This window comes from Paenibacillus sp. PCH8 (assembly GCF_002968835.1).
GTDB lineage: Bacteria > Bacillota > Bacilli > Paenibacillales > Paenibacillaceae > Paenibacillus.
In genome coordinates, this window is record NZ_PKQK01000003.1 from 703,228 (window position 1) to 724,455 (window position 21,228).

At 47.4% G+C, this 21,228-nt stretch carries 22 protein-coding genes and 1 pseudogene; 1 reads left to right on the forward strand and 22 read right to left on the reverse strand.

Annotated features, from left to right (window positions below; translation table 11 throughout):
• Window positions 1-69: 69 nt before the first annotated feature.
• The 18 genes and pseudogenes from trpA to mtrB form a co-directional block, all read right to left on the reverse strand.
• Window positions 70-876 carry a tryptophan synthase subunit alpha gene (trpA, locus tag C0Q44_RS20440; protein WP_105409073.1) on the reverse strand — a complete coding sequence of 269 codons (807 nt, stop codon included), beginning with the start codon at window positions 874-876 and terminating at the stop codon, window positions 70-72.
• Window positions 873-2,072 carry a tryptophan synthase subunit beta gene (gene trpB, locus C0Q44_RS20445; RefSeq protein WP_105409074.1) on the reverse strand — a complete coding sequence of 400 codons (1,200 nt, stop codon included), beginning with the start codon at window positions 2,070-2,072 and terminating at the stop codon, window positions 873-875. Before trpB ends, trpA begins: the two co-directional genes overlap by 4 nt.
• Complete coding sequence (locus tag C0Q44_RS20450; RefSeq protein WP_258166482.1) at window positions 2,069-2,794, reverse strand: phosphoribosylanthranilate isomerase; 726 nt, start codon at window positions 2,792-2,794, stop codon at window positions 2,069-2,071. The genes trpB and C0Q44_RS20450 overlap by 4 nt, the downstream gene beginning before the upstream one ends.
• A gap of 8 nt (window positions 2,795-2,802) precedes the next feature.
• Window positions 2,803-3,593: pseudogene (trpC, locus tag C0Q44_RS20455) on the reverse strand (indole-3-glycerol phosphate synthase TrpC).
• Window positions 3,583-4,656 (reverse strand): anthranilate phosphoribosyltransferase, encoded by a 1,074-nt coding sequence (trpD, locus tag C0Q44_RS20460; RefSeq protein ID WP_374955132.1) that lies wholly within the window; start codon window positions 4,654-4,656, stop codon window positions 3,583-3,585. Before trpD ends, trpC begins: the two are co-directional and overlap by 11 nt.
• A gap of 35 nt (window positions 4,657-4,691) precedes the next feature.
• Window positions 4,692-6,260, reverse strand: coding sequence for an anthranilate synthase component I (gene trpE / locus C0Q44_RS20465; RefSeq protein ID WP_105409076.1), 1,569 nt, complete (start codon window positions 6,258-6,260; stop codon window positions 4,692-4,694).
• Window positions 6,261-6,754: 494 nt separating this feature from the next.
• Window positions 6,755-7,132, reverse strand: coding sequence for a chorismate mutase (gene aroH / locus C0Q44_RS20470; protein ID WP_105409077.1), 378 nt, complete (start codon window positions 7,130-7,132; stop codon window positions 6,755-6,757).
• Window positions 7,133-7,137: 5 nt separating this feature from the next.
• Window positions 7,138-8,232: a 3-dehydroquinate synthase gene (gene aroB / locus C0Q44_RS20475; protein WP_105409078.1), complete on the reverse strand. Its 1,095-nt coding sequence runs from the start codon at window positions 8,230-8,232 to the stop codon at window positions 7,138-7,140.
• A 1-nt stretch (window position 8,233) separates the two neighbouring features.
• Complete coding sequence (aroC, locus tag C0Q44_RS20480) at window positions 8,234-9,403, reverse strand: chorismate synthase (protein ID WP_105409079.1); 1,170 nt, start codon at window positions 9,401-9,403, stop codon at window positions 8,234-8,236.
• 188 nt (window positions 9,404-9,591) lie between these two features.
• The gene (locus tag C0Q44_RS20485; RefSeq protein ID WP_105409080.1) at window positions 9,592-10,383 is read right to left on the reverse strand and encodes a CheR family methyltransferase; all 792 of its coding nucleotides are present in this window, start codon (window positions 10,381-10,383) and stop codon (window positions 9,592-9,594) included.
• Between the two features lie 24 nt (window positions 10,384-10,407).
• Window positions 10,408-10,851: a nucleoside-diphosphate kinase gene (ndk, locus tag C0Q44_RS20490; RefSeq protein ID WP_105409081.1), complete on the reverse strand. Its 444-nt coding sequence runs from the start codon at window positions 10,849-10,851 to the stop codon at window positions 10,408-10,410.
• 189 nt (window positions 10,852-11,040) lie between these two features.
• Entirely contained in the window at window positions 11,041-12,015 is a 975-nt protein-coding gene (locus C0Q44_RS20495) for a polyprenyl synthetase family protein (RefSeq protein WP_105409082.1), read from the reverse strand.
• Between the two features lie 343 nt (window positions 12,016-12,358).
• Window positions 12,359-12,979, reverse strand: coding sequence for a UbiX family flavin prenyltransferase (locus tag C0Q44_RS20500; RefSeq protein WP_105409083.1), 621 nt, complete (start codon window positions 12,977-12,979; stop codon window positions 12,359-12,361).
• Window positions 12,979-13,845 carry a UbiA-like polyprenyltransferase gene (locus tag C0Q44_RS20505; protein ID WP_105409084.1) on the reverse strand — a complete coding sequence of 289 codons (867 nt, stop codon included), beginning with the start codon at window positions 13,843-13,845 and terminating at the stop codon, window positions 12,979-12,981. The genes C0Q44_RS20500 and C0Q44_RS20505 overlap by 1 nt, the downstream gene beginning before the upstream one ends.
• Window positions 13,838-14,566, reverse strand: a complete 729-nt coding sequence (locus tag C0Q44_RS20510; RefSeq protein WP_105409085.1) for a demethylmenaquinone methyltransferase — start codon at window positions 14,564-14,566, stop codon at window positions 13,838-13,840. The genes C0Q44_RS20505 and C0Q44_RS20510 overlap by 8 nt, the downstream gene beginning before the upstream one ends.
• Before the next feature lie 15 nt (window positions 14,567-14,581).
• Complete coding sequence (locus C0Q44_RS20515) at window positions 14,582-15,445, reverse strand: heptaprenyl diphosphate synthase component 1 (RefSeq protein WP_105409086.1); 864 nt, start codon at window positions 15,443-15,445, stop codon at window positions 14,582-14,584.
• Window positions 15,446-15,546: 101 nt separating this feature from the next.
• Window positions 15,547-16,098, reverse strand: a complete 552-nt coding sequence (locus C0Q44_RS20520; protein ID WP_105409087.1) for a hypothetical protein — start codon at window positions 16,096-16,098, stop codon at window positions 15,547-15,549.
• A gap of 121 nt (window positions 16,099-16,219) precedes the next feature.
• Window positions 16,220-16,441 carry a trp RNA-binding attenuation protein MtrB gene (gene mtrB, locus C0Q44_RS20525; protein ID WP_105409088.1) on the reverse strand — a complete coding sequence of 74 codons (222 nt, stop codon included), beginning with the start codon at window positions 16,439-16,441 and terminating at the stop codon, window positions 16,220-16,222.
• 147 nt (window positions 16,442-16,588) lie between these two features.
• Between mtrB and C0Q44_RS30325 the strand changes: the two genes are divergently transcribed.
• Window positions 16,589-16,750 (forward strand): hypothetical protein, encoded by a 162-nt coding sequence (locus C0Q44_RS30325; protein ID WP_181151098.1) that lies wholly within the window; start codon window positions 16,589-16,591, stop codon window positions 16,748-16,750.
• Window positions 16,751-16,816: 66 nt separating this feature from the next.
• Here C0Q44_RS30325 and C0Q44_RS20530 read toward each other — a convergent pair whose 3' ends face one another.
• The 4 genes from C0Q44_RS20530 to C0Q44_RS20545 form a co-directional block, all read right to left on the reverse strand.
• Window positions 16,817-17,089 (reverse strand): HU family DNA-binding protein, encoded by a 273-nt coding sequence (locus C0Q44_RS20530; RefSeq protein WP_105409322.1) that lies wholly within the window; start codon window positions 17,087-17,089, stop codon window positions 16,817-16,819.
• 218 nt (window positions 17,090-17,307) lie between these two features.
• Window positions 17,308-18,294 carry an ABC transporter permease gene (locus C0Q44_RS20535; RefSeq protein WP_105409089.1) on the reverse strand — a complete coding sequence of 329 codons (987 nt, stop codon included), beginning with the start codon at window positions 18,292-18,294 and terminating at the stop codon, window positions 17,308-17,310.
• Complete coding sequence (locus C0Q44_RS20540; RefSeq protein ID WP_105409090.1) at window positions 18,291-19,808, reverse strand: sugar ABC transporter ATP-binding protein; 1,518 nt, start codon at window positions 19,806-19,808, stop codon at window positions 18,291-18,293. Before C0Q44_RS20540 ends, C0Q44_RS20535 begins: the two co-directional genes overlap by 4 nt.
• A gap of 116 nt (window positions 19,809-19,924) precedes the next feature.
• Window positions 19,925-21,022 carry a sugar ABC transporter substrate-binding protein gene (locus C0Q44_RS20545; protein ID WP_105409091.1) on the reverse strand — a complete coding sequence of 366 codons (1,098 nt, stop codon included), beginning with the start codon at window positions 21,020-21,022 and terminating at the stop codon, window positions 19,925-19,927.
• Between the last annotated feature and the right edge of the window lie 206 nt (window positions 21,023-21,228).

Below are 21,228 nucleotides of genomic sequence, written 5' to 3' on the forward strand. Positions count from 1 at the left end.
GTTAATGAAATTATGTTGGGCACGAATCAGCGTAACCTTACGTGTCCCGAATGCACTTTCATGACATCCCTATCCCTTTAATTGTGCCACAAAGTTGCGAATTTGCAACAGTCCAGCCTCACGAGTTTCGGGATTTGCAAGCAACGGAATTGCTTCTTCCACCTGACGAACGATGGCACTGCCAACCACTACACCGTCACAGATACGGGAAAAATGTGCCACTTGCTCATGACTGGAGATACCAAACCCTACCGCTACAGGGAGGTCTGTCAGACTTTTCACCGTCTCAATGAAGCTTTCTACGCCATCAAAAAATGAAGCTCTCTCACCGGTCACTCCAAGAGATGAAACACAATAGATAAAGCCACTTGCTCCCGTTACAATGCGCTCAATTCGAGCATTAGACGTAGGTGCAACGAGTGGAACCAAATGCACACCTGCACGACCTGCACGGCTACGCATCTCTTCTGCTTCCTCAATCGGCAGATCCGGAATAATCATGCCACTAATATCGTGTTTAACCAATTCTTCGAAGAACACATCCAATCCAGTCTGCAACACCGGATTATAATAGGTGAACAGCACGAAAGGCAGTTTCACACCTGCCTCACGAGCTTTTGCAGCTGTTTCCATAACGGTACGAATGGTAATCTGGCTTTTCAGCGCACGTTCGGAAGCACGCTGAATGACTGGGCCATCCGCAAGCGGATCGGAATAGGGAACACCCAGTTCCAGAATATCCGCTCCGGCCTGTTCAAGCTCCTTGATAATGTCGATTGTTGTGTCTAAATCCGGGTCTCCAACGGTTAGAAACGGAATAAGTGCCGTTCGATTCTGTTCCTTCAACTGCCGAAAGGTCTGGTCCATCAAGTTCATGTCAAGTCGCCTCCCGTATATTTCATAATCGATTCAACATCCTTGTCTCCACGTCCAGACAGACAGATGACCACAATATCGTCTGCTGTGAGTTCAGTTGCAATCTTGACGACTTGTGCAACCGCATGAGCTGACTCCAGCGCAGGAATGATGCCTTCCGTGCGACTTAACAGTTGCAGGGCATCCAATGCTTCCTGGTCCGTGATCGGTACATATTTTGCCCGTTCAATATCCTTCAGATAGGAGTGCTCGGGACCAACGCCTGGATAATCAAGTCCGGCCGAGATGGAATGTGCGGGCTGAACCTGTCCATACTCATCCTGCAACAAGTAACTCATGGAGCCCTGGAATACTCCATGTGTTCCTTTGCTCATCGTTGCCGCGTGATACTCGGTGTCCACCCCTTTGCCTGCTGCTTCAACGCCAACAAGCTTCACATCCTTGTCACCGATAAACGGATAGAACATACCAATTGCATTACTTCCGCCACCAACTGCCGCGACAATCACATCCGGCAACCGTCCTTCGATCTCCTGAATCTGACGACGAGTCTCATCCCCGATTACACGCTGGAAATTCCGCACCATCATCGGATATGGATGAGGACCCACGACCGATCCGAGCACATAGAACGTATCGTCTACATTGCTGACCCAATTACGAAGTGCTTCATTACCTGCATCCTTCAGTGTCCGTGTTCCAGACGTCACCGGAATGACTTCTGCTCCGAGCAGTTTCATCCGAAATACGTTGAGCTGTTGGCGCTGTGTATCTTCTTCACCCATAAACACTTTGCATTCCAGCCCAAGCAAAGCAGCAACCGTTGCTGTTGCAACGCCATGCTGGCCCGCACCTGTTTCAGCAATGACTTTCTTTTTGCCCATACGTTTGGCAAGCAAACCTTGTCCAATGGCGTTATTGATTTTGTGTGCACCGGTATGGTTCAAATCCTCACGTTTCAGATAGATTTTTGGTCCACCCAACCGTCGGGATAAATGTTCTGCATGGTACAACGGGGTTTCACGTCCTGAATATTCGCTCAGCAGATAGTTCAGTTCCTTGTTAAATTCCTCGTCTTCCGAGAAGCGACTGTACGCTTCCTCCAATTCTATAAGTGCGTTCATTAGTGTCTCGGGTACAAAGCGGCCTCCGAAGGGACCGAAACGCCCGTATTGATCCGGCAATTGATATGTCATGCCTGCTTCACCCTTTCTACAAATGCTGTAATTTTGTCCATATCTTTCACACCATCCGTCTCCACGCCGCTAGAAACATCGACACCGTAAGGTGCATAGGTCTGTATCAGTTGTTGTACATTTTCCGGCTGCAAACCTCCTGCAACGAACATCGCAATTCCGTGGCTGTTCGCCCATTCGGCATAGGCAGGAATGCGCTCCCAGGCAAAGGTTTTCCCAGAGCCCCCTCCATATAGAGGATCATAGGTATCAAGCAATATCGCATCCACGACATTTTCGTAGGCATCTAGAGTCTTTAATGCTGCATTGTCCGCTTCCGGGCCCGTTTCATCTTTGGGAAAAGAAAACGCCTTGAATACCTCGACATCCCATCGTTGCTTCACCTGCTTGCAGAACTCCGCTGTCTCTTGTCCATGTAACTGGATAACATCCAGGTGTACTACTTGCATTATGTCTTGCAACTCTTCGAGTGTGGGATTCATAAATACCCCTGCAAGCTTTGGCCGGTCATAGGTCGACCATTCGAATAGCACCGTTCTTAACGCAACAGCCTGCTCCGGTTCAATCCTGCGGCGTGATTTGGCAAAGACAACACCAATGTAATCCACAGGCAAGTTTATCATCGATTTTAGCACTTCAACGTCCTGAAGTCCACATATTTTTACGGTCACTGGCAGCGAGTTCGGCAGCTCCGAGGATCTGCCGCTTGTGCCATCATGCATAGATGTATTCATCCTTTGGGTCCCATCAGATCGTATACGGCTGCTTCGACATCATCCTTGCGCATGAGGTGCTCTCCTACGAGGATACCGTGTACACCAGCTTCTATAAGCGGTACCGTTGATTCTGGACCATCAATTCCACTTTCGCTGATCAACGTGACACCCGCAGGAATCAATTCCATCAGATCCAGCGTCGTGTTCAGACTGGTTTCGAATGTTTTCAAATTCCGATTGTTGATGCCCACAAGTGTGGCCTGCGGAATCTCTAATACATGTTCCAGCTCCGTCCGATCGTGAACTTCGATTAAGGCATCGAGTCCCATACTTTTCGCAAACTCCAGATATTGACGAATCTGTTCCGGTGTTAGAATGCTGGCAATCAGAAGAATCGCGTCCGCACCCAGCAATCTGGCCTCGACAATTTGTCGTTCATCTATAATAAAATCCTTGCGTAACAGCGGAATGTTCACTGCCTGGTGGATCGCCTGCAAATACGCGTTGCTCCCTGAAAATACGAAACATCCGTTAATACCGAGATGCAGTCTGCACCCGCCCGTTCATAAGCAGAAGCAATCTCTACCGGATGGAAATCCGGACGAATCAACCCTTTGGATGGGGAAGCCTTCTTCACTTCAGCGATAAGACCGAGTTTGCGATTGCGTTCGCTCGACAATGCTTTTTCAAACCCCCGGGTTGCAGGTAACTGTTCAATTTTTTGAATAGCCTCTTCCATGCGAAATGTCTGTGCCAGAACTTCTACTTCTTTATGTTTGGTTGCAACGATTCGATCAAGATACATGACTGTACGCCTCCGTTGTATGAATTAACTGTTCAAGCTTCCCGGCAGCTTTGCCCGAATCTACCGCTTCAGCCGCAAGGGTTACTCCTTCAGCAATGGTATCCGCAAGACCGGATACATAGATGCACGCTCCGGCATTCAGCAGAACGACGTCACGGTATGCACTGCGTTCACCCTGAAAGATCCTTTTAATAATTTCGGCATTCTGTGCCGCATCTCCTCCAAGTACCGCTTCAAGGGGATGCAGAGACAAGCCCATGTCCCGTGGATCAATATCATAGGTGTGCACTTCACCGCTCCGCAGTTCAGATACCTGCGTTGGTGCCGAGATGCTGATTTCATCCAGACCATCATGACTGGCAACGACCAGCGCTCTTTTGAGACCAAGACGGTTCAGCACTTCAGCAATCATCGGTGTCCGGGAGCGATCATACAGACCAAGCAATTGGCGATCCGCTCCAGCAGGATTCGTTAAAGGTCCAAGCATGTTGAAGATGGTACGCACACCCAACTCTTTTCTTGGTCCTGCGGCATGTCTCATGGAAGGGTGATAGACCTGGGCAAAACAGAAGCAGATTCCGATGTCATCCAGACACTGTCTTGCCTGCTCTCCATTCAGATGAATATTGACACCAAGTGCCTCTAATACATCCGCACTGCCCGCTTTGCCAGAAGCTGAACGATTGCCATGTTTGGCGACCCGAACCGATACAGCCGAAGCAATAATAGCAGATGCTGTGGAAATGTTGAATTTATGAATACCAGAACCACCTGTTCCGCATGTGTCCAGCAATCCGCTTCCGTCGGTAAGAATTCGTCCGCCCTGACCGCGCATGGCTTCGGCAAAGCCGGTGATCTCATCCACGGTTTCCCCCTTCATCCGCAGCGCCATCAGCAAACCTCCGATTTGAGCCGGCGTTGCCTCTCCTCTCATGATCGTGTACATCAATTCTCGTGCTTCGGATTGTTCCAGGTGACTACCCTCCAGAACTTTCGCCAAACCAATCTTCATGCCTTCCTCACGGACTATCTCAGCTACAGGTGTTTCGGGGCTATCATTCATAATCGGGTTCATGTTCATCTCCGGTCTCTCCTCTCTCAGTTCGTAGCGTTCGCTGGGGTGACAAAATAGTCTGCATTCGCAAGTCTCAAGTTGCTATCCGCCGCTTTTACAGGAAACATTGCTTCTGCTGTTCGAATCGCCTTAAGCAGTGCCTTGGCTTTGTTAACTGTTTCTTCATATTCGTTCTCAGGCACGGAATCCCATACAATCCCTGCTCCAGCCTGTACGTATGCTTTTCCTTTTTTGAAAATAATCGTACGAATTGTAATACAGGAATCCATGTTTCCAGAGAAACCAAGATAGCCGATGGCTCCTGCATAGGCACCTCGTGCCTCATTCTCCAATTCTGCGATAATTTCCATCGCACGCAGTTTTGGCGCACCAGATACGGTCCCTGCTGGCAGGCAGGAGAGAAATGCATCGAAGAAGTCCTTGTCTTCTCTAAGCTCGCCAGTGACATTCGATACCATGTGCATCACGTGGGAATACCGTTCAATCTCCATGAGCATGTCACACTTTACACTGCCGAAACTGGATACCCGGCCCAAGTCGTTCCGGCCCAAATCAACCAGCATCAGATGTTCTGCACGCTCTTTCTCATCCTGTAACAGATCCGCGGCAAGTGCACGGTCTTCCGCTTCGGTTGCTCCCCTTGGGCGTGTACCCGCAATCGGACGCGTTCCTACACGATTTCCATCCACTTTCACCAATGCCTCCGGCGAGGTGCCTACAATAATCTCATCATCCATCTTGAGATAGTACATATAAGGTGATGGATTCAGCGTCCGAAGCACGCGATACACATGCAGTGGAGAAACTTCCGTATCGATGTGAAAACGCTGGGATAAAACCACTTGAAAAATATCACCTGCGCTGATGTAATCTTTGGCTTTATGCACATTGTCGATAAACTGCTCTTTCGTGAGATTGGAACGAATGTCTCCCAAATCCACGTCACCCGGGATCGAGCGAGGATTCAGATTTTCCCCTGGTCCTTGCTGCTGCAACCGTTCTGCGGCCTGCTCCAGCTTCTCCGAAGTCTCTGTATACGCCTTACGAATCTCCGCATCGGTTGCTCCGTCCTGGATGTGTACATTACCAACAAGCAACATTTGCTGCTTCACATGGTCAAACACGATAATCTGATCACAAAACATAAAGCGAATGTCGTCCATATTCAGATCATCCAGCGTGTGTGCTGGAAGTTTCTCATAATATTGTAGTAGATCGTATCCAAAGAAACCAATGGCTCCACCTGTAAATGGCGGCAGTTCGTCATCCTTGGGGCTACGATACTTGCGTAATAATGCTTTGAGTTCTTCAATCGGTTTGCCTGGCAGTTCGCGGGTCCGCCCCGCTTCTTCCACAACGATCCGGCCTTTCTTCGCCGAAATCATCAGGAACGGATCTGTACCAATGAAGGAGTATCTCGCCCATTGAATACCACCTTCTACACTTTCCAACAGAAATGCACGATCATTGTCCGCATAACGGCGGAAGATTCGAATTGGCGTCTCCATATCTGCCAATATCCGTTTAACGACCGGAATCAGATTATACTCATTTGACATTTTCAACACTTGATTAACGTTTGGCGTTATCATCAGATCACGTCCTTTCAGATTTAGGTAGAAGAAAAGTTTCTATTTTACGACGAAAAAACCTCTACCATCAGGTAGAGGTTTGGTTATAAGCTGTATCCAGGCAATGTGATAATTCATAAATAACAAGTCCCTATACTTCGCCGCCGGATGAATCACAGGTTATTGAACCAATGCTTATCGCATCCATTCATATCAGGAAATATATCTCCGATAACACTTCGCCCGTTCATTTCAGTATATCCTGAAATATGGGAAGAATACTAATCGTGTTATACCAAATAAACGATGTCCTCAGACACGCTCATTCCCCTGTTCCTGTATCATTCCTTAGCACGACGTACCGTGAATCAGTTGACCGGTTTCTGTTGCCCCGATTACCACCCACTGGACTCTGCTATATACTCCACTATGCTCAGCTGCTCTCAGCTCAATCTCTACTCTACTCAACTGGGTCTTACTATACATCATAATGATCCGTTTGACAACCCACTGATTTAAGATCCTGAAGGGGCTGCCAGATCCGGACGTAATGCCTGTGCACCGTTCAGATACACATGGTTGATTTCGTTCTGACCTTTGGTTGTATTGACATGCACCATGAAACGGATGCACTGTGCCAAGGCACCTTTGACCGGAACTTCCAGTGCACACATCAGTGGCACTAACTCCCAGCCGTCCAGTTGACGAATGACCTTGGCGGGAAAAGCAGTATCCAGATCTCCAGTCATCGTAATCCACACACTGCAGATATCATCCGGTTTAATCTCATTACGATCCACGATCTCCTGCAACAATACAGCCGTTTCCTTCAAAATCTGTTCTTCGTTGTTGTGCGTGACTGTTGTAGCCCCGCGAATTCCTCGTGTGACCATTGCTGTTATTCTCCCTTCCTGAGCATTTCAATGACTTCCCGTACTGCCGACACAGGTACGTCCTTCACAATTCTTGCTGCTCCAATTCGATCAGGAATGATGAAGACCATATGACCTTCACGGAACTTTTTGTCATGCATCATGGCTTCCATTAATGCATCCGTATCCAGATGGGCAGGCATCACTGTAGGAAGGCGTAGTGAACGCAACATGCGAACTGTATCTTGGTAGAGCCCTGCTGGCGCACCAAGCTTCTCGCCAAGTAGTGCTGATCCAGCCATACCAATCGAGATCGCTTCTCCATGCAGGAATTCTCCGTAACCGGCAATCGCTTCAATCGCATGACCAATCGTATGTCCAAGATTCAGAAGCGCACGTTCTCCATTTTCACGTTCGTCTCTGGATACAATCTCTGCCTTAATACCACACCCGCGCTCCAAGCCGTATCCTAGCGCTTCCGAATTGAGCGCAAGCAACTCTTCCGCATGCTCCTCACACCAATGTGCAAAAGCCTCATCACGGATCAGTCCGTGCTTCAGCATCTCTGACAAACCTGCTGAAACATCTCGTGGCGGCAAGGATTGAAGTGTATCCACATCATAGAGCACAAGCTCAGGCTGGTGGAACGCACCAATCATGTTTTTGGCCAATGGATGATTGACAGCTACTTTACCGCCCACACTGCTGTCATGCGCCAAAATTGTCGTGGGTACTTGTACAAACTTGATTCCACGCATATATGTAGCGGCAACAAAGCCAGCCAGATCACCTACGACACCACCGCCTAGGGCCAGAATCGCCGAACTCCGATCCAATTTTCCTTCGATGGCGACTGTCATCATATCCTGATACACCGAAAGAGACTTCGATGTTTCACCAGAGGGGACAATTGCCGATACGACTGTATAACCAGCCGTACGCAGCGTTTGTTCCAAACCTGACAAGTATTTCGGAGCCACATTTTCGTCTGTAATAATAAGTAACGGACTTTTTTTGGTCAAGCCATATTGTTCAAAATATTGAGAGGCTTGAGCAAGCAGACCACTGCCAATCAGAATCGGATATGAGCGTTCCTCCAACTGTACTGTCAGCTGACGCATATTAATAATTCTCCACTTGAGCATTATAGCTCGCAACGTTTGCACGGATCTCTTCCATCGAATCCCCGCCGAATTTCTCCAGGAACGCTTTGGCAATCTCCCACGCGACGACATGCTCCATAACCACGCTCGCTGCGGGTACAGCACAAGCGTCTGAACGCTCAACCTGAGCCGTAAATGCTTCTTTGGTATCAATGTCCACACTTTGCAGCGGCTTATACAACGTTGGGATCGGCTTCATCACACCACGTACAACCACTGGCATACCGTTCGTCATCCCACCTTCAAATCCACCGAGACGGTTGGTTGCCCGGTGGTAGCCGCGCTCATCCGTATGCATGATTTCATCATGTACCTGTGATCCACGAATGACTCCGGCTTCGAATCCGATTCCAATCTCTACACCTTTGAATGCATTAATGGACATTACGCCTTGAGCGATTCGTGCATCCAGTTTGCGATCGTATTGAACATAGCTTCCCAGGCCAACAGGCACGCCTTCAACGATACATTCCACGATGCCTCCGATGGAATCGCCTTCTTGTTTAATTTGGTCGATGTAGGCTTCCATCTTCTTCTCTGTCTCAGCATCCGTGACACGTACAGAGGAAGCTTCTGTTACTGCGATCAGTTCATCAATCGGAAGGTCCTGATAAGGAGCTTCAATCTCTCCAATGCGAAGTACACGCCCAGCTACCTTGATTCCGAATTCAGCCAAGAACTGACGTGCAATGGCACCACATGCTACACGTACCGTTGTCTCACGCGCACTGGAGCGCTCCAGTACGTTACGCAAGTCTTTGAGATTATACTTGAGTCCACCGTTCAGATCGGCGTGTCCGGGACGCGGACGATGAACGCGACGTTTCTCTTCGTCACTACCTTCAATCGGCTCAATATTCATAATATTCTGCCAATGTTTCCAGTCATTATTTTGAACAACCAGCGCTACCGGAGCACCTGTTGTATATCCGTGACGGATACCACCAACAAAATTGGCCTGATCCTTCTCGATCTGCATCCGGCGTCCACGGCCATATCCCTTTTGGCGGCGGTGAAGCTGGAAATTCAGTTCTTCAAAGTCAATCGTCAGATTACTTGGCAATCCTTCAATAATTGCGGTCAATTGGGGTCCGTGCGTTTCCCCTGCGGTTAAATAACGTAAACTCATAATACGTTCCCCCTTTAAACTGTTAAACTTCACATTGCTAAAATCCCATAATTTCTTTGCTTATTATAGTATAGCTGACCGGCTTTGACAAGAAACTCAGCCGTTTCTTCAACATCCCGTTGATGGAATATGCAAACAACCGCCTGAACACATGTACATGTGCTTCAGACGGTTGGTGTTCATGTTCATTATTTTTTCCGGTAGAAAAATGTTTCAGCTGTCTCCAACCCATATTGACCCGGGGAGAAGATCTGTTCCGTACTGCCCACAAACAAAATACCGCCCGGACGCAAACTTGCTGCAAATTTGTGATACAACAGGTTTTTGGCTTCCTCGGTAAAATAGATCATGACATTCCGGCATACAATCAGATCATATCCATCGTCAAAACGGTCAACCAGCAAATTTTGTTTCATGAACTTGATCGAACTTTTGAGTTGCTCATCAATTCGATAGACCAAACCATCCTGCTTGAAGTAGCGATTCGCCGTTTCCTTTGGCACATCCTTGAGTGAGCGTTCCATATAACGCCCATCCTTGGCTTTGGCCAATGCCCCTTCATCCAGGTCGCTTGCTGTAATCGAGCTGTCTTTCAGAATCCCCATTGTGTCCAGAATCATGGCGAGCGTGTAAGGTTCCTCTCCTGTTGAACAGGCTGCACTCCAGACTTTAACACGACGCTTGGACCCCAGCAACTCAGGCAGAATCTCATCGCGCAGCACTTCCCAACGATTGGGATTACGCCAGAATTCCGAAACGTTAATCGTCATACGATCAAGGAACTCGTAGAACAATGATTTGTCTTTTTGCATGGCATCAAAAAAAATAGAGAATGTATGAAACCCGTTTTTGTTGCGAAGTGTGGTCAGCCTTCTTTTCATCTGGCCTTCCTTGTATTGAGCAAGATCAATGCCTGTGCTCTCTTTGATATGACGAATGAATCCGGTATAATCCGGGTCTAGTTGTTCTTGCTCCAGCATCGTTTATCACCCTTTGGCTAATAATTACAACCAGGCTGCGATGCTCTTGTCGTATACCACCAGTTCATCCGAAGCAAAGAAATTGGCTGCTTCACGGGAAGCACTTTCTGGTGAATCTGCCCCATGAATCAGATTATGTGGTGTATGGCTGGCGAAGTCTCCGCGAATCGTTCCCGGCGCGGCTTCCTTCACATTGGTTTTTCCGATGACAATGCGCGCAAGCGTCACAATATCGTCCCCTTCCCACACCATGGCAAATACAGGCCCAGATGTGATAAAACGAACCAAATCATCGAAAAACGGTTTGCCCTCATGTTCAGCATAATGGCGTTTCGCCTGATCCTCAGACATATGCACCAATTTGCCTGCCACCAACTTAAATCCTTTGTCTTCCAGACGGCTAATAATACGACCGATCAAACCACGCTGCACACCATCCGGCTTCACCATCAAAAATGTACGATCCATCAGCTCACTCCTACTCACGGTTCAAAGTTAGTCACTATGTAAACGCAATCCCCCTGATTGTAACATACATGTCCAAATCCTCCCAATGAGGAATGTCACAGTCTGTTATCTTCGGGTGTGAGTACCTGTATCAGACCTAATCAACTATACGTTGTCCAGTCTATTAAGGAGTTGTGGTTCATACGAAGTTTAGTGCGTACGTTTAACCACAAAATGAGCGATATCACGCAGGTTCTTGGTCGTCTTGATGTTAGGTAGCTGATCCAGAGCATCGAGCGCTTTCTTCATATATCGGTCAGCAAGGGCTTCTGCTTTAGCAATTCCTTGACTTTGGCGAATCATTCCAATGGCATCCGATGCACTTGCCCGTCCTTCTTCATGCTGGACACGGGAAATTTCCTTCAACAGAGGTTCACGCAGATCGGATTCTTGCAGCGCATACAACACTGGAAGAGTAATATTCCCCTGCTTCATGTCACTGCCAGGTGGCTTGCCAAGTTGTTTCTCGGTACCTACCAGATCAAGTACATCATCTTGAATCTGGAAAGCCATACCCACATTGTATCCGTACGTATACAGCAGGGAAGACTCCTGCTCAGGCGCACGTGTGGCCAAAGCCCCTAACTGACAGCTAACCGCAATCAGCAGTGCTGTTTTGCGACGAATTCGCAGCAGATAGTTACGCACACTTTGTCCCGTATTGAAAAAGTCTCGAATTTGCTCCATTTCACCGATTGACATCTGTACCATGGCTTTGGCAAGTATACGATGAATCGCTGGATCGGATAATCCCGCAGTCATTTCAAGTGCCTTACCGTAGATATAGTCTCCAGTGTACATGGCGATCCGATTATCCCATTTTGACTTCACCGTGGGTTTGCCTCGGCGTGTCTCCGCATTATCAATAACATCATCATGAACAAGAGAAGCGGAATGAATGAGTTCCAGCGGAACCGCAACCAACTTCAGACGTTCAATGTCATATGTACCAAATTTCCCGCCTAGTAACACAAAAACGGGCCGCAACCGTTTTCCTCCTGCTTTGAGCAGATGAAGTGAAGTTTCACTTAGCAGCTTCTGTTCTCCTTGAACACTGCGATACAATTCTTTCTCAATGTAATCCATGTCCTTTTTTAACAACCCGAAAATATCCAATAGTTTCATTCGTTCACCCGTATCAGCGTATTGTCAGTCCCTAAATCCATATTTACCTTCCCCTCCAGCAAGTCGGGCCTGCAGGCATTACATTAAACCCGGGGCTTGCCGTTCTTGCTTCTGAACTTCTATAAGGTAATCTTAACGTATTCTCTTCTTCGAATGTCAAGGCCGACACCCGGGAATTAAACTCTGCGACTTGTTCTGAAACAAAAGTACAGAAGTTGCCGGCGCATGGGTCAAGACTGTGGTTCATGAAGACTCACCATCAGCACTCACCAATACCCGGGATTCGGGGGACAAATAAACCGAGCAACACCCTGTCAAAAAGACCGTTTGTCGGGCTCAGTTATCATCCCCGTTCATCCGGTTCTCCCCACCTTGTGAACAGTTGATGCGGGATGCGCAAACTATCCAGCACTTTCCCCACCAAAAACATAATCAACTCATCCATACTCTGAGGCTTGTAATAAAAAGCAGGCATGGCCGGAATCATTCGTACACCAAGACGCGAGAGCTTCAGCATGTTTTCCAGATGGATCGCATGAAGAGGCGTCTCACGTGGTACGAGGATCAATGTTCTACCCTCTTTCATCATGACATCCGCTGCACGGGACATCAGATTATCCGAAGATCCTTGCGCGATGGAGGAGAGAGTTCCCATGGAACAAGGCATGATAATCATGCCTTCTGCCAAATAAGAACCACTTGCAATGGAGGCCCCTATATCACTCACAGGATGATAGATCAGAGAACCGGCACGGTTGCCGAATTTTTCTTCCAGCACCGCGTCTCGATTCGTCACATCCCAGTCCATTTCTTCTTTCAGTACACGCCACCCTGCATTGGATATGACCAGATGAACGGTATAATCCAGATCAAGCAGCGTTTCAATGAATCGAATGCCATATATACTGCCACTCGCTCCGGTAATTCCGACAACTAGTCGTTTATTGTCCGGCTGCTGTACCATTACTTCACCGCCAGATCAATCAAAGTAAACGTAAATACAATTAAACTAAGTAAACTGTTCATCGTAAAGAATGCCGTTTGAACACGGCTCATATTGTTAGGCGATACAATATAGTGTTGATAGAAAAGAATTCCATACGTAACCATCATACCTGCGCCATACCACCAGCTCAGATCTGTCATCAACAATAACGCAAGAAAACCAACCGCAGTAACCACATGGAAGAACTTAGCGATCTGCAATGATTTGGCTAAGCCAAAACGGGAAGGTATGGAGTGTAGACCCTCACCCTGGTCAAATTCGAGATCTTGACAAGCATAGATAATATCAAAGCCTGCTGTCCAGAACACAATCGTAACGTACAGCACAATCGCTGTCCAATCCATTGTACCTGTTACGGCTACCCAACCGCCAAGTGGAGCTAAACCAATCGTCATTCCAAGAACAACGTGGCACAACCATGTGAACCGTTTGGTGTATGAATACAGCACCAACATGAACACAGCAATAGGCAATAACTGCATGGATAATACATTAAGATTGGAAGAGGCCCAGAATAACAATATAAATGAGACAATCACGAAAATAACGACTTCCCCATTCTTCAACAACCCCGCAGGGATCGCTCTCATCGCGGTACGCGGATTTTTGCTATCAATCGCCTGGTCAATAATCCGATTCAAACCGAATGCTGCACTGCGTGCACCAACCATTGCAAGCAATACCCACATGATCTGCATCCAGCTTGGGAAGGTATCATTCACTACCATGGAACCGAGGATGGCTCCCATAAATGCGAACGGTAAAGCAAAAAGCGTATGTTCAATCTTGATCATTTCTAAAAAGATGCGAATTTTCCTAAACATGCTGATTCTCCTTGGTTCCAATATGCAGTGCCGCGATGCCTCCGGTCAGAGGGTAGGCCTGCACTTGCTGCAATCCGGTTTCCGCAAAAATGTCTGCCAATTCCTTTCTCCCAGGAAAAAGTGCCAGAGAGTCTGGCAGCCATTTGTATTGCTCAAAACTTTTAGCGAACAATTTGGCAATATTCGGTAACACCTGTTCAAAATAAAAATAATAAATGCCTTTGAATGGCTGCCAGGTTGGCTTGGACAATTCCAAACAAACCACCATACCGCCTGGTTTCACCACACGCTTCATTTCGGATAACACTTGTCTAAGATCCGGTACATTACGAAGCCCAAATCCAATGGTCACATAATCAAATGAGTTGTCTTCAAAAGGAAGCGACATGGCATTTCCCTGTGTCAGGGTAATCTGCTTCTGACGCTGCACTGCATCGATCTTCGTCTGGCCGACCTCCAGCATGTTGCTGCTGAAATCAAGTCCATGCATGTGCCCCGTTTCACTTGCTTCTGCCATAGCTAGCGTCCAGTCGCATGTGCCACAACACAAGTCAAGACCAGTATCACCTTTAGACATATTCATCTTTTTCATGGTGAATTTGCGCCAAGCCTTGTGTCTGCGGAAACTCAGAATATCATTCATGACGTCATATTTACCGGCTATACTCTGAAAAACCGAATGGACAAATTCTTCTTTCGGTTTGGTCTCTCCGCTCCCCATTCGTCTGTCTCCCCCTCAATCTTCCCTTACTGCCGCATGTGAAGGCTGCAAATATATCAGGTAAGGCTCCAGGATTGCATTCAACTCATGCAAGTCCATCCGGCCTTCCTCGTCTCGCAACAACATCTGAATGCGGTGTGTGCAATTGCGAAGCTTGTCCAGCAAGACCTCGCCCACCCTGTGTTTCAACACCATGGCGTTACATGCCCGTGCATCCAGCTCAGACTGACGCAGCACATTTCGCTCATCGTCGTTGCCATGCTCGTATATATGCCAGAATGCATAGCTATGAAGAAATTGTTGTTTGTCATTCATCCGTTTCAGTTCTTCCACAATCGTCTCGCAGGAGCTGAACTCGGTCAACAAGCTGTTCCATAACGACTCTTCGTTATTCTGAATCAAGCCTGTAAATGAAAGAAACAGCTGCATCCTCAGCTGTACCGTTTCACGCAAGTATTCGTCAGCCGAAACGAGAAGCTTCTTCATCCGTTCATACAGCGTCATCTTGCGTGCGTTCACTTCGGATACAGCACCACTGAGTTTGCCAATCATTTCAATTCTGCCCGCATGGGCAAGCAATTGATAGAAGCGGCTACTTAAATAATCTCCGGCAAGCACATTCAGCTGGCGTGAACGCATCTCCTGCTCTCTCCGCTCTCCGGAAATCGTATCGATTCGATCATGCGTATCCATGGCCAACTGAACGAGCGAAGTTGCGAGAGCGTACAGCTCATGATGCACCTTTTCGTCTGTGCGGCCCACAAATACCTGCAGCAGACGTGCCCGGCTATCCGGAAATGATGGGATTTCCGTATGTTGTCGAATCATGTCGTAATCCGTATATTTCTTTGCTAGTTGGGGTACGCGATATGAATTCATTCTCAGCCTCCGAGCCTTAACATTGTTATACCATTTCTGCAATACAATCTTATATATTATAGCATATGTTGATCGGGCACGCACTGAATCCTGCTATTCTATTACCCTTGACTTGTCATTTCGAATTGCTTCTTCCAGAGTTCGGTCTCCATCAAATGAAACCAGTCCTTCAATTCGTCTGAAAAGGTGGCGCTTTTCCAGTTCCGTAATGTTTCAATCGCATACAGGGGCCACTCTCCACGACGAATATCAGCAGCAAGCAACAGATGTCGTTTATGCATCCATTCATCCTCTGCCATCACACGAAGCAGCACTTGATCCACGTTGTCCAGGCTCCGAAAGCCCAGATCCGCCACAGCTGCCATGTTCTCATAAATCTCAGTGTAACTTGTACCCATACCTTTAACCTTGAGGTCCAGTTTCAAAATAGATTGTTTCCATTCCACTCTGGCAATGGGTGTGGATAGTTGCATAGAACTCAACACATCCACCAGATTGTCATTCGTTAGCTGCACGGGATGATGTGATGCTGTGACAGGCTGTACGTTTTCCCCACCCCATGTACGCATATGTAAAGTTTGTATCGCAACAAGCAGAAAGACCGCTGCTACCGTTGCCAGCACTGAAACAGTCACAATCATCCGCGGTTTCATATACGCCTCCCTGCCTTTACCTGTTAGTGTAGTCTGTCCGGTAAAAGCTCATACCTCATTGTACAATGAAAAAAAGCAGGCTATGCCTGCAATCTTCATTTGAACGTATTCAATCCATCATTTACTCCGATTCAATCTGTCCATGCTTGGTAATCAGCGTGGCTTTGCCCCGAATTTTGATAGCTGAAGTATGGGTGGTAAACTGGGCGAACATGACTTCACCCTTATCCAATTTCTCGGTGTGGTGAAAACGTGTATCCTGACCTCGGGTTAATCCGATCACCTGGACACCATTTTCCTCTGCCTTAATTACGATATAATCATTGCCGGTTGGTTGATCCATCACGCACGTCCCCTTCTCTAGTTCGATAGCGTTAATGATGATTAAGATTGTTGCATTTGTCAACCAATGCCTTATCCAAATGAACCGCAAGAATCATCTACGCTCGGGTCATACTACAGTTGAATATCCACAGAAAGGAGAATCTGCATGAAGTACACCCCTGCCTTGCTTACAGACGAGCATATTCATCAGTTAAAAGAAATTGAACAGCATCTGTCTGTCACTGCTGGCAAAGAACTGATTCTCGTTGCTTATGCCGAGCAACCTGATGATCCTGAACAGCCAGAGCACCAGAAAAATCATCGTTAAAGGGCAAAAGAAAAGGCCGTGAACAAGTCACGGTCTTTTCGTCGACATATGGAATATGTAGAAATCTTATTTAATTCCGTCTTTGAGCGCTTTACCTGGTTTGAATGCAGGAATTTTGCTCGCAGGAATTTCGATTTCTTCACCTGTTTGCGGGTTGCGTCCTTTACGTGCAGAGCGCTCGCGAACTTCGAAGTTCCCAAAACCAACCAATTGTACTTTATCTCCGCTTTGAAGAGCCTCAGCGATTGCTTCGAACACGGCATCAACCGCTTTCGTTACATCTTTCTTGGACAATTCAGTCGCTTCAGATACGTTTGTAATCAAGTCTGATTTGTTCATTTGTTTTTCACCTCCTGAATCAATGTCCTGAATGTTATACTGTGTTTCCGTTTTATAGCGAAATATACGTTCATACGCAAAAAATCTACGTACATCTTGAGCGATGAACACCAATCTCCGCCTGCGGTCAACAGTCATTTCTGGCAGAATCTCGCCTGAAACCCAAGGGCGTTCCAGACGCCGAACAAATTTCATACTAATACAGACAGCACACAATTTCAAGTCCGGTTGCGGTTTAAGACGTAAAATGTAACCGCCAGGGCGAGCACAAGGACCCCGCCTTTTACAATATCATGTGTGAAATACTGTACGTTCATCATGGTCAAACCGTTCACAAGTACACCAATTAGAACCGAACCGATGAAGGTTCCGATGACATTCGGTTTACCCGCGCCAAACACAGAGAAACCGACAAACACAGCCGCCACGGATTCCATTAACAACGGTGATCCTGCATCAATCTGCCCAGACCCTACTTTGGATGCATAGATGATACCCCCGATTGCTGCAAACACTCCAGCGGCTACATACGCGAGTGTACGAACCTTTTTCACCTTGATTCCGGACAGACGCGCTGCTTCCTCATTACCACCTGTAATATACATTTGGCGCCCGTATTTCGTATACGTCAAAAAGATATGCACACCGATGACAGCAATAAGCAGCAAGATAACCGAGATTGGCATTCCCAGCCACTTCCCCTGTCCGATCAGCAGGAATGTTGGGTCCATCTCTCCCGCTGCTTTGCTTCCATCCGGGAACTGCATATGATTGTAGATGGTGTACCCCTGCGCATATGTTTTGTGAATTCCCCCAATGATGTACATCGTTGCAAGTGTCGCTAAAAGATCCGGAATACGCAGTTTTACGATCAGCAAAGCGTTCAGTAAACCAATAACAGCTCCAATGACCAAGGGCACGATAATCACGACGGCCAGCGGTTGTTGATACCATATCATTAATGAAGCGGTAACGACGGTGGTCAACGAGACGGTCGCCCCTACCGAGAGATCAAATCCATTGACTATGAGAGATAACGTAACACCGATTGCTACGAAAGTAACGATCGAAATAGAGCCCAAAATATCGGTCAAATTACTGTACGTAAAGAAATAAGGTAATTTAATGCCGAAAAATGCAATAACACCTATAATGACAATAATCGCCCCGTAACGGAACGCAAAATCCAGTGATTTATCCTTCATAATTGCACCTCTTGTCCACCGCTTGCATAGTATAGCAGCTGTTCTTGGTTAGTCTCGCCCCGTTTGAACTCTTTTACGATAACACCTTCACACATGACAGCAATCCGGTCGCCAATCCCCATACCTTCATCCAATTCACAGGTGAAATAGATTACGGCCTTGCCCGCCAAAGCAAGTTCATTGATGATACGAAAAATATCACTTTTGGCTCCGATGTCGACGCCCTTGGTTGGCTCATCAAATATAAATACATCCGCATCCGCATTCAGCCATTTACCTATGGCTACTTTCTGCTGATTACCACCGCTCAAGTATTTTACTTCCTGTTTCACGGACGATGTCTTGATTCCGAGCTGCCACACCAGAGACTCCGCATTCTGCCGCTCCCGCTTCCGGCTTACGAAACCTAATGTACTGAGACGACCGAGCAAAGGTAGACTTAAATTCCGTTCCACGTTCTCCTCGATCAGTATTCCTTGCTTACGTCGCTCCTCCGGTACAGACACAATCCCCAGAGCCGCTGCATCCGCGGGCTGAGACAGGCGAAGATTACGTTTGTTAAGCCGAATCTCGCCTCCCTCCAGCCGATCTGCACCGATCAGCAAACGGGAGCATTCTGTTTTGCCAGCGCCCACCAGACCCACCACAGCGAGGACTTCGCCTCGATGTACAGAGAGGTCCACCCCTTTGACCTTCACGCCACGACGAAGTCCCCGCGCCTCCAGCAGCAGGTCCCCCAAGGGTGCTTCGATCTTCGGAAATTCTTCTTCGAATGGTTTGCCTAACATCTGAGTCACCAATTCATTGATCGTCAGTCCCTTGGCTTCACCGGTAAATACATGTTGTCCATCTCTCATGACGGTAACTCGATCACAGTGACCCGTCACTTCTGCAAGGCGATGGGTGATGAAAATGCAGGCTACTCCCCGTTCTTTCAACAGGTGCACAATACGGAAAAATGCATCCGTTTCTTCCTGGCTAAGGGGTGCAGTTGGTTCATCAAAAATGATAACTTTGGCATCCTGAATCAGAATCCGTGCCAGCAAAATCATCTGTTTCTCTGCGAGCGTCAGATCGGCCACTTTGGAGTGAACGGATATGTCTGCTCCTAATTGCTTCAATGCTGCAACAGCACGCAGTTGCAGCTTCCGCGGACTTTTCCACCAGCCTCCAGCAGAGGAGGCCAACTGATCCAGCATGATGTTCTCCGCAGCCGTCAACTGTGGCACCAGTGCTGCATCCACCTCCTGATAGACACAGTGAATACCACTCGCCTTTGCGTCCCCCGGAGAACTCAAGTGAAGCGCTTGTCCGCTCAACAGAATCGTACCCTGATCCAGCTGATAGGCACCCGACAGAATTTTCATTAGTGTACTCTTGCCGGCACCATTGGCACCAAGCAAAGCATGAATCTCTCCGCCTTTTACCGAGAACCCCACATCCTTCAGTGCAGGAATGCCTGAAAACTGCTTGTGGATATGTTGCATTTGAAGCAGAATCGGTGCAGTGCTCATGATGTTAACCTCCAAAATTCTTCCCTTCCGGGAGTATCCCTTTTCACACTCATATCTCACATGCCATCATCATCGTTGGAAAAAGCGCGCCTTGCGGCGCGCTTCCCTTACGCTGCTTACTTCGCAGTAATTCCGTATTCACTCATCCAGTCCTTGATCCCTTGTGTGCTGCCTCCCCAACCTTCGACGTACTCCGATAGCTCCGAAGTAGAGATTTGTTTATCGGGTAAAGCTTCACGTTGGACATACACCGGGTTAAGAACAACGGCATCTTCCGTCTCTTCGCCGTTCAACTTCTGATAAGCATAGCGTACCTGAACACGGCCAATGTCCGTTGGATCAACAGCAGCGGAAGCAACCCAAGGATTTTTCGGGTCCTGAATCATTTGCAGATCCTCGTCGCTCATATCAATACCATATACTTTGATCTCATCACGTCCAGCTTGCTGAATGGCACGTGCTGCACCTTTCGCAAACTCATCCCATGCTGTCCATACGGCAGTAATCTCACCTTTTGGATATTGCTTGAGAATAGCTTCCATTTTCGCTTGTGTATCCAACGCTGGATTCTGTGCAGAACCGAATGTAGCGATTTCCTTAATGTCAGGATTCTCTTTCATGAACTCGCCGTATGCAATCTGACGGCGTTCCATCGGTGCGAAGCCTGCAACCCATACTTTGACGATGTTGCCTTGTCCATTGATATCTTTTTTCATTTGCTCCAGCGTAAGATCAGCCATCTTTTGATCATCCTGTGACAGGACTGTCGCTCCAGGAACACTGATAGCTGCATCAAACACAACTACGGGTATGTTCTGTTCTACTGCCTTTTTCACACCAGGCTCCAGTAGAGAATCCCCATGATCCGTAAGTATCGCATCGAACTTCTGGTTGATTGCGCTGTCCAGCAAGGATACCATCTTTGCTTTATCATTATCGGCCACAAACGTAGTCAGTTCACCACCGAATTTTTCAATTTCCTCTTTGACACCTTGTACATATTGCTGCGAGAAAGTACCCGTATTAAATTCCATAATAAGTGCAATTCGTTTGCCGCTTAGTGGACCTGTGACTGCTTCCGTTTTGGGAGTTTCACCTGTTGCACCCGAGGCCGGAGTCGCTGCTGGTTCTTTTTTGATTCCGCAAGCGGACAGTGCCAATGTAAATACTAACAACACACTCAACCATAGCCATTTCGTATCTTTTCTATTCATCTCTGTTTCCCCCTGTCGCACTCTCTGTGATCTCGATCACAATAGTTGAATATTAATATAACGGCTAATCCCCAGTATGTAAATAGGTTTTAGTAATTTAAAGCTATAAACCACTAAGTTTTCTCAAAAGAAATCATCTCCTATTCCAATTCATCCAGAATTAAGAAAAGAAACTAAAAAAAGACCGCGAGGGGTTGCCCCCTGAC

Bases quoted from the DNA above. Each gene is read 5' to 3' on its own strand.
- trpA (WP_105409073.1), bottom strand. From the start codon at position 876: ATGAACTTGATGGACCAGACCTTTCGGCAGTTGAAGGAACAGAATCGA.
- trpB (WP_105409074.1), bottom strand. From the start codon at position 2,072: ATGACATATCAATTGCCGGATCAATACGGGCGTTTCGGTCCCTTCGGA.
- C0Q44_RS20450 (WP_258166482.1), bottom strand. From the start codon at position 2,794: ATGCATGATGGCACAAGCGGCAGATCCTCGGAGCTGCCGAACTCGCTG.
- trpD (WP_374955132.1), bottom strand. From the start codon at position 4,656: ATGAATGATAGCCCCGAAACACCTGTAGCTGAGATAGTCCGTGAGGAA.
- trpE (WP_105409076.1), bottom strand. From the start codon at position 6,260: ATGATAACGCCAAACGTTAATCAAGTGTTGAAAATGTCAAATGAGTAT.
- aroH (WP_105409077.1), bottom strand. From the start codon at position 7,132: ATGGTCACACGAGGAATTCGCGGGGCTACAACAGTCACGCACAACAAC.
- aroB (WP_105409078.1), bottom strand. From the start codon at position 8,232: ATGCGTCAGCTGACAGTACAGTTGGAGGAACGCTCATATCCGATTCTG.
- aroC (WP_105409079.1), bottom strand. From the start codon at position 9,403: ATGAGTTTACGTTATTTAACCGCAGGGGAAACGCACGGACCCCAATTG.
- C0Q44_RS20485 (WP_105409080.1), bottom strand. From the start codon at position 10,383: ATGCTGGAGCAAGAACAACTAGACCCGGATTATACCGGATTCATTCGT.
- ndk (WP_105409081.1), bottom strand. From the start codon at position 10,851: ATGGATCGTACATTTTTGATGGTGAAGCCGGATGGTGTGCAGCGTGGT.
- C0Q44_RS20495 (WP_105409082.1), bottom strand. From the start codon at position 12,015: ATGAAACTATTGGATATTTTCGGGTTGTTAAAAAAGGACATGGATTAC.
- C0Q44_RS20500 (WP_105409083.1), bottom strand. From the start codon at position 12,979: ATGGTACAGCAGCCGGACAATAAACGACTAGTTGTCGGAATTACCGGA.
- C0Q44_RS20505 (WP_105409084.1), bottom strand. From the start codon at position 13,845: ATGTTTAGGAAAATTCGCATCTTTTTAGAAATGATCAAGATTGAACAT.
- C0Q44_RS20510 (WP_105409085.1), bottom strand. From the start codon at position 14,566: ATGGGGAGCGGAGAGACCAAACCGAAAGAAGAATTTGTCCATTCGGTT.
- C0Q44_RS20515 (WP_105409086.1), bottom strand. From the start codon at position 15,445: ATGAATTCATATCGCGTACCCCAACTAGCAAAGAAATATACGGATTAC.
- C0Q44_RS20520 (WP_105409087.1), bottom strand. From the start codon at position 16,098: ATGAAACCGCGGATGATTGTGACTGTTTCAGTGCTGGCAACGGTAGCA.
- mtrB (WP_105409088.1), bottom strand. From the start codon at position 16,441: ATGGATCAACCAACCGGCAATGATTATATCGTAATTAAGGCAGAGGAA.
- C0Q44_RS30325 (WP_181151098.1), top strand. From the start codon at position 16,589: ATGAAGTACACCCCTGCCTTGCTTACAGACGAGCATATTCATCAGTTA.
- C0Q44_RS20530 (WP_105409322.1), bottom strand. From the start codon at position 17,089: ATGAACAAATCAGACTTGATTACAAACGTATCTGAAGCGACTGAATTG.
- C0Q44_RS20535 (WP_105409089.1), bottom strand. From the start codon at position 18,294: ATGAAGGATAAATCACTGGATTTTGCGTTCCGTTACGGGGCGATTATT.
- C0Q44_RS20540 (WP_105409090.1), bottom strand. From the start codon at position 19,808: ATGAGCACTGCACCGATTCTGCTTCAAATGCAACATATCCACAAGCAG.
- C0Q44_RS20545 (WP_105409091.1), bottom strand. From the start codon at position 21,022: ATGAATAGAAAAGATACGAAATGGCTATGGTTGAGTGTGTTGTTAGTA.